5 protein-coding genes and 1 pseudogene are annotated in these 7519 nt (G+C 72.7%); 5 read left to right on the forward strand and 1 reads right to left on the reverse strand.

From position 1 onward, the window contains the following. Positions 1 to 52: 52 nt before the first annotated feature. The 4 genes from IEZ01_RS27035 to IEZ01_RS27050 all read left to right on the forward strand — a co-directional run bounded on the left by IEZ01_RS27035 (position 53) and on the right by IEZ01_RS27050 (position 3891). Complete coding sequence (locus tag IEZ01_RS27035) at positions 53 to 1312, forward strand: MAB_1171c family putative transporter (protein WP_189204217.1); 1260 nt, start codon at positions 53 to 55, stop codon at positions 1310 to 1312. Further along, complete coding sequence (locus IEZ01_RS27040; RefSeq protein WP_019888054.1) at positions 1309 to 1926, forward strand: phosphatase PAP2 family protein; 618 nt, start codon at positions 1309 to 1311, stop codon at positions 1924 to 1926. The genes IEZ01_RS27035 and IEZ01_RS27040 overlap by 4 nt, the downstream gene beginning before the upstream one ends. 93 nt (positions 1927 to 2019) lie before the next feature. Continuing rightward, entirely contained in the window at positions 2020 to 2298 is a 279-nt protein-coding gene (locus tag IEZ01_RS27045) for a hypothetical protein (protein ID WP_019888053.1), read from the forward strand. A 261-nt stretch (positions 2299 to 2559) separates the two neighbouring features. After that, positions 2560 to 3891: a peptidase gene (locus IEZ01_RS27050; RefSeq protein WP_189204219.1), complete on the forward strand. Its 1332-nt coding sequence runs from the start codon at positions 2560 to 2562 to the stop codon at positions 3889 to 3891. 72 nt (positions 3892 to 3963) lie between these two features. Here IEZ01_RS27050 and IEZ01_RS27055 read toward each other — a convergent pair whose 3' ends face one another. Further along, positions 3964 to 5559 carry an adenosine deaminase family protein gene (locus IEZ01_RS27055; RefSeq protein WP_040875168.1) on the reverse strand — a complete coding sequence of 532 codons (1596 nt, stop codon included), beginning with the start codon at positions 5557 to 5559 and terminating at the stop codon, positions 3964 to 3966. A 200-nt stretch (positions 5560 to 5759) separates the two neighbouring features. Between IEZ01_RS27055 and abc-f the strand changes: the two are divergent. Further along, positions 5760 to 7447, forward strand: a pseudogene (gene abc-f, locus IEZ01_RS27060) (ribosomal protection-like ABC-F family protein). The last annotated feature ends 72 nt before the right edge of the window (positions 7448 to 7519 follow it).

The following is a 7519-nucleotide window of genomic DNA, read 5'->3' on the forward strand; positions in this document are numbered from 1 at the left end:
GCCCCCCGGAATCTCCCCCGTCCCCCCACACCACCCCCTAGGAACCCTCACCATGAACGTCCTCGATCTCGCCGGCTACCTCATAGCCGGGCTGATGACGGCCGTCGCCCTGTGGCGCATGCCCGCCGCGCTCTGGGGCGACGAGGAGGACAAACGGCGCCGCGCCCTGTGGGGCTGCTACGCCGGATTCGCCGTCGCCCTGTGGACCAAGACCCACATCGTCCGCATCGGGCTCAACAACAGCCCCGTCACCGACCTCGCCGTCCTCATCAAGCACTACACGGCGACCATCGCGATCCTCGCCATCCTCAGCTACATCGTCGCCATCTACGGGCAGTACCCGCAGGGCGGTGACGTCCCCCGGCACGTACGGTTCGCGCGGATCGTGCAGCACGTCGCCACCAAGGCGTCGGTCGCCACGCTCATCCTGCTGACCGTGCTCTTCTTCACCGTCGTGGACCGGAGCATCCCCTCCGACCGGTTCGTCTCCGACCACGCCGGACAGTGGGGCGCCACGCTCTACATGAGCGTCTTCTACCTCTACCTCGGCGCCGCGTCCGCCGTCTGCGCCTACCAGTGGGCGCTCGCCACCGCCGACGCCCGCCTGCGCCATCTGCGGATCGGCCTCGGCATGATGACGGCCGCGATGTTCATCGGCGTCGGCTACACCGTCAGCCGCACCCTCTTCATGTGGGTCAGCGTCGTCGACCGGCCGAGCACCGCCTTCGCGCAGGGTTTCGACAAGGGCACCGAGGTGGCGCAGCTGGTGCTGTTCGCGCTCTTCGCGGTCGGCGCGTCCATCCCCGCGTGCAGCAAGGGCTGGCGCCGGGCCAAGCTCTGGCGGGCCCAGGCCCGGCTGCACCCGCTGTGGCGGGCGCTGATGACCGCCTTCCCCGACCAGCCCTTCGAGCCGCCCGCCTCCCTCGCCCGGGAGCTGCTGCGCTTCGACACCCCCGCCGACCTGGCCGTGGACCGCTGGGCCGCCGACATCGCCGACGCGGTCGAGAAGCTGCGGCACTACGTCCCCGACCGGCTGCTCCCGGCCGCCAAGAAGGCCGCCGCGGGTGACGCCCCGCTCGCGGACGCGTACTGGATCAAGGCCGCGCTCGCCGCGAAGGCGAACGGCGCCCCGGCCGGACCGGCCGCCGCGGTCGAGCCCCAGCACGCCACCGACCAGGACGGCGAGGTCGCCTGGCTGGTGCGGGTGGCCGCCGCGTACCGGAAGGTGGACGAGGCACGGGCCCGTACGCTCCTCGCCCCCGCGGCCGAGGACGGAGCCGATTCCCCCGCGGCCACGGAGCCGATCGCATGAGCGCCACCGTACGCAGCCGGCCCGACGACCCCGCACCGCTCACCCGTACCGCCCGCACCGCCCGTACGGTCACCGACGTCCTCCAGCCGCGCAACGTCCTGCTGGCCGGGATGCTCGGCATCGGGCTGGCCGCCGCCGGGCACTGGAGCGGAGTGCTGTGGGGCTTCCTCGGCGCGCTGTGCGCCGGGCTGATCCCCGCCGGGTACATCGAATGGGAGCGCGGGCGCGGCACCTGGGGCGACCGGCACGTCGTCGACCGCACCAAACGCGCGCCCATCTTCTTCGTGATACTCGGCTCGATCGGCACCGGATCCCTGGTCATGGTCCTCGGCCATGCCCCACCGGGGATCCTCGCCGCGATGCTCGCACTGTGGGCCATGACCGTATGCCTGCTCGCCGTCAACACCCTGTGGAAAATCTCGGTGGACTCGGCGGTCGCGTCTGCCGTGGTGGCTCTGCTATCGGTGGTGCACAGCCCCTGGTGGCTGCTCGCCTACCCGCTGGCCGTCGCCGTCTGCTGGTCCCGGGTCGCGCTCGGCTACCACACGCTCATGCAGACCGTGGCGGGCGCGTCGCTCGGGGCGGCGACCGCGAGCGCCGCGTTCTTCCTCTGACCACGGCCTGCCACCGCGCGCACCAATGGTGACATTCCTTACACATCAATAGAATTGAGGCATTCCTCCCCGCGACATGACCTGGAGGCTGTCATGGCGGTCGGCATGCTGATCGACAACCCGGAGGGCTCGCAGGAGCAGTACGACGCACTCCAGAAGCAGCTCGATCTGAGCACCATGCCCCAGGGCCTCATCTACCACTGCGCCGGCCCCAGCCCCGACGGCGGCTGGCGCGTCGTCGACATCTGGGAGTCCGAGGCGGACGCACAGCGCTTCTTCGCCGAGACGCTGCTCCCTGCCCGAGAGGCCGCCGGGCTCCCCGACCTCTCCGGGGAGCCGGTGTTCTGGCCGATCTACCACGCCCTCCCCTAGCAGCGCCGGCCTCTGCGGAAGGTACCCCCCGCGGGGGCCGGTCGGTACGTCATGACATGGGTCACAGAAGAAAAGGCTCCCTCGTGGGCAACTGCCGCGTTTGTACGGCTCTGTGCCCCGCTGAGGCTTGGATTCCGCGCCGGGGGTGTGCGATGGCCCGTGACATCCCGCTTGGGCCAGGGCGGTTGACGATTTACGATCACGCCGCTTCACCGCTTCACCCTTTCCGCTTTCTCTCTCCCGGAAGGCCCAGGTCTCCTGTTGAAGATTCGCCGCACCCTCGCCACGGCCGTGGTCGCCGCCGTGACGACGCCCGCCGTGCTGCTCTCCGTCACCCCCGCGTTCGCCGCCACCACCCCTGACGCGCAGCCGCAGGCCACACGGACGGCGACGGGCAAGCCCTCGCTCGCGGAGCTGGAGAAGGCGGCCGAGGCGGCGAACAAGGCCTACGAGGACGCCCTGGCGAAGTACGCCGCCGCCGAGAAGGCCTTCCGCGAGGCAGCGGCCGACGACGCGCCGCACTCCGTCGAGGACCGCATCGCGCGCAAGGCCGCCAAGGACGCGGAGGAGGCCAAGAAGACGGCCGACAGCGCGCTGGCCGCGGCCACGAACCACCTGCTGACCCTGGACCCCGAGGCCACCGCCGAGGAGAAGGCCGAGGCGGAGGAGGCCGTCGCCGAGGCCCGGACCGCCGCGGAGAGCGCCGCGACCGCGAAGGCCGAGGCCGACGCCAAGGCACGCGCCGCCGCCAAGAAGGCCGGCGACATCCGGGTCGCGGCCGCCCGCGACGTGGAAGCGGCGCGGCAGGCCAAGGAGAAGGCCCTCGCCCTCAAGAAGGCCGCGGACAAGGCGCTCGCCGACGCCCGCGCCGCCCAGGGCGGCGGCGACGACGAGGACGACGACCGCACCTGCGTCGCCGAGAAGGGGCTCACCTCCAAGGTGACCGGCCTCCCCTCCAAGGTCGTCGCCGGAACGACCGTCGCCTTCACGGTCCGGGTGACCAACGGCACGGCCAAGAACCTCGACTCCGTACAGCCGTACGTGAGCCTGCACGCGATGGACACCGCCGGCCTGAAGGACCTCGACGACAAGCTGCGCCTGCAGTGGTCGAGCACCACGTCGAAGACGTGGCGGACGGTCGACGCCAAGCACCCGATCGGCATGATCACCGGTCTGCGCAAGGGCGCCACGGCCGATGTGAAGCTGCGCGTCACGATCGACGCCTCGACGCCGAAGGGCGAGGGCGACGTCCTCGTCGCCTCCGAGTACGTCAACAAGGACGGCTCCTGCGGCGGGGCTCCCTTCGACGACCTGTACCGGTTCACGATCGCCCCGGCCGGCACCACCACCGGCAAGGTCGGTGACGCCGACAAGACCACCTCGACGACGCGGTCGGGCACCTCGCAGACCGGCGCGCAGGGCGGCCGGTCCACGACCACCGTCACCGCCACCACCACGTCCGGCAGCCTCGCCGCCACCGGCTCCGACGAGAACCTCTCGCGGCTCGCCCTCGCGGGCGGCGCTGCCGTGGTGCTCGGCGCCGGTGCGGTGCTGGTGGCCCGCCGGCGGCGCGGGGCGGGCGACGACGCGTAAAACGGGTATGTAAGGCATGACGAGCCGGGCTCCAGGACCGATCGGCGGTCCTGGAGCCCGGTCTCGTGTCGCCTAGCGGCCTTCGCGCGCCTCGAAGACCGTGAACGCCGCCTCCTGGCGCCACTGCACCGCCGCCTTCGGACTGCCCGCCAGGAACGCGGCGCAGGACGGACCGGGGCGGGACGTGCCCGGCCGTTCGGCGCGGCAGGGGCCGTCAGGGCGGTAGCCGTCGCGGGTCGGGTTGCCGGACCAGAGGCTGCGGCCGGGCAGGAAGGCGTACTCCAGGGAGGCCCGGGCCAGGTCCTTCAGCTCCGGGTAGCTCAGACCGTACGTCAGCGCCGCCCGCTCGTACTCGTGGCTGATGGTGATCCGTGAGACCCCCGGGTCGTCCGTCGCCAGCACGACCGGCACTCCGTGACGGCGGTACGTCATGAAGGGGTGCTCGGCGCCGAAGACGCCCAGGATCTGGGCGTTGCTGGTCAGCGGTGTCTCGACCGCCACCTCGCGGCGCGCCATCGTACGGAGCAGCTGCCGTGTCCCGTCCTCGTGGCGCAGGTCCACGCCGTGGCCGATGCGTTCGGCCCGGGCGGTGCGGACGGCGTCACCGATGTGGAAGGTGAGGTGCTCGGGCTTCACAAGACCGGGGACGAGTTCGCCCGCGTGCAGGGTGACATGGGCGCGAGGGTAGAGGCCGCGCAGGTGGGCGAGCATGCGCATGTGGAGCCGGTAGTCGCGCAACGCGATCGGCCCGTCCTCCGGCTGGAGGAGATTGACGGCGACATGGCGCGGGTCGCGTTCGGCCAGGCGCATCGCGAGGACCATCTGGGTGAAGACGTGCTGGGGCGTGGACTCACGCAGCACGTGCGGGATCCAGCGCACCGTCAGCGAGCAGCCCGGGTCGGGGGCGGGCGTGTCGCAGCGGGCGGAGGTGCGGAACTGCGCCTCGGCGGCGTCCGTCTCCCGCCGTGCCTGGGCGACGAGCCGGTCCATCCGGCCGTCGGCGAGCAGCGCGCGGTGCATCCGGTCCAGGTCGGGGTCGTAGCCGGTCCCGGCGGCGAGGGCGGCGGCCCCGGCCACGGCGAAGCCGTCCATGGTCTCCAGGTAGAACTGGTTGTGCCGGGCGAGGGTGCCCGCGACGTCCGCGAGCATCCGGCCGCGGTTGCCCCGGGTGGCCAGCGCGAACTTGCCGAAAGTGGCGAAGAAGTGGTCGTGGCCGGACTGGCCCGGCGGGAAGTCCTCCATCGACCAGGCCCGTACGAGCGCGTCCCGGAACGCCGGATCGGTGGTGGTGTCCACGGCCGGCCGCCGCCCGGGCCCGCACGGCGGCGCGACGGCGGTCATGGTGGCCTCGTCGACGCAGAGCCCGGCCTCCACGGCGAAGCCGATCAGCGTCTCGGTCCGTACGGCCCCGGCGAGGTGGTTGTGCAGGTCACCGCCCTTGGGCAGGGCCCTGAAGAACGCGCCCCGGCGGACCGGGTCGCCGACGAGGGCGTGCAGCCGGTCGTCGGTGCGGCGCTCGGCGGCGGTGGTGGGAAGGGGGCGGGTGACGTCCGGCCCTGGGGTGCGGGCCGCGGACGGAGGGGTCGCGGGCAGCAGGCACAGCACGGTGAGCGCCGCGAGGACGGCGGCGGAACGCTTCCGTGCGGCGCGCTTCACGGCGCGCTTCATTGGGGTGGTCACCCCACATGATCAGCAGGCACGGCCGGGGGACCGGCGGTTTCACGCCGGGGTGGCGCCCGGGTCACCCACCCGGCAGGACGCGGCACAAGGCGAGGCGAGACGAAACGTCTTGCGCGGGGAGCGGGCAGGGTTTACAGTCCTCACGTAGCAAGCGAGACGATACGTCTCGGGTCGCGCCTTGCTCGTTCATGTCGCCCACCGAAGGAACGCACTTGCACCCTGCCGCCCCCTCACCCGATACCCGCATCGTCCTGTCCGGTGTCACCAAACGATTCGACGACCGCGTCGTCCTCGACCAGGTCTCCCTCACCGTCCGGCCCGGCGAACGGATCGGCGTCGTGGGAGACAACGGCTCGGGCAAGTCCACCCTCCTGCGCCTGCTCGCCGGCGCCGAGACCCCCGACAACGGCACCGTCACCGTCCACTCCCCCGGCGGCCTCGGCCACCTCGCCCAGACCCTCGACCTGCCGCCCACGGCCCGCGTCCGCGACGCCGTCGACCTCGCGCTCGCCGACGTACGCGCCCTGGAACGGCGCATCGAGGAAGCGGAGACCCGGCTCGCCCGGGCAGGTGCCGACCCGGCGGCCGAGGAACTGGCCGCGTACGGCGAACTCCTCGCCGCCCACGACGCACGCGGCGGCCGCGACGCCGACCGCCGCGTCGACACCACCCTCCACCACCTCGGCGAACGCGCCGCGCTCGACCGGGACCGGCCGCTCGGCACCCTGTCGGGCGGGCAGCGCTCCCGGCTCGCGCTCGCCGCGGCCCTCGCCGCCGACCCGGAACTCCTCCTCCTCGACGAACCCACCAACGACCTCGACGACACGGCGGTCGCCTGGCTCGAGGACCGGCTGCGCCGCCACCGCGGCACGGTCGTCGCGGTCACCCACGACCGCGTCTTCCTGGACCGCGTCACCACCGCGATCCTGGAGGTCGACCAGGACCGGCGGACCGTCCGCCGGTACGGCAACGGCTACGGCGGCTACCTCACCGGCCGGACCGCCGCCCGCGCCCGCCGGGAGCGGGAGTACGAAGAGTGGCGCGCCGAGACCGCCCGGTACTCCGCGCTCGCCGAGTCCCACATCGGCCGGCTCGCGGAGATCCCCCGCAAGGTGCCACGCGGGTTCAGCGGCGCGGGCGCCTTCCGCGCCCGGTCCCGTACGCACGGCGCGATGAGCCGCATCCGCGCGGCACGCGAACAGCTCCACCGCCTCGCCGAACACCCGGTCGCACCACCGCCTCCCCCACTGCGGTTCACCGGCCGGATCCAGGGCCCGGCCACGGTACGGACACCGGGCACCGTGTCCGTACCGGAAGAGCCCGCGGACACGTACCTCGACGACGTCCGCGTGGAAGGGAGACTGCACGTCGACGCGCTGCGCATCGCCCCCGGCGAACGCCTCCTCGTCACCGGCCCGAACGGCGCCGGGAAGACCACCCTGCTCCGGCTTCTCGCCGGCGACCTCACCCCCGACTCCGGCACGGTCCGCCGGCCGGGCAGGGTGGGATGGCTGCGGCAGGACACCGGGACGACCGACGAGCGCCGTACCGCACGGGAGGTGTACGGCGACGAGGGGCCGAACGCCTCGTCACCCTCGGCCTGTTCGCGCCCAGCGACCTGGCCACGCCCGTACGGGCCCTGTCCGCCGGCCAGCGCCGCAAGCTGGAACTGGCCCAACTGGTGGGCCGCCCGGCCGACCTGCTCCTCCTCGACGAGCCCACGAACCACCTGGCCCCGGCTCTGGTCGAGGAGGTCGAGGCGGCCCTCGCACAGTTCACCGGCGCTCTGGTGATCGTCAGTCACGACCGCCGGCTGAGGGACGGCTTCCGGGGCAGGCGGCTCGAACTGGCCGCGGGAACCCTGGCCGCTGCCTAGTAGTGCTTTGTTAGCGGGTCTTGTCACATTGGGTGTTCGGTAGTTCGCTGGTTGTATGAGGGCTGGGGAGCT

The sequence above is a fragment of the Streptomyces purpureus genome (genome assembly GCF_014648195.1).
Taxonomy (GTDB): Bacteria; Actinomycetota; Actinomycetes; order Streptomycetales; family Streptomycetaceae; genus Streptomyces; species Streptomyces purpureus.

Bases quoted from the DNA above. Each gene is read 5' to 3' on its own strand.
- IEZ01_RS27035 (WP_189204217.1), top strand. From the start codon at position 53: ATGAACGTCCTCGATCTCGCCGGCTACCTCATAGCCGGGCTGATGACG.
- IEZ01_RS27040 (WP_019888054.1), top strand. From the start codon at position 1,309: ATGAGCGCCACCGTACGCAGCCGGCCCGACGACCCCGCACCGCTCACC.
- IEZ01_RS27045 (WP_019888053.1), top strand. From the start codon at position 2,020: ATGGCGGTCGGCATGCTGATCGACAACCCGGAGGGCTCGCAGGAGCAG.
- IEZ01_RS27055 (WP_040875168.1), bottom strand. From the start codon at position 5,559: ATGAAGCGCGCCGTGAAGCGCGCCGCACGGAAGCGTTCCGCCGCCGTC.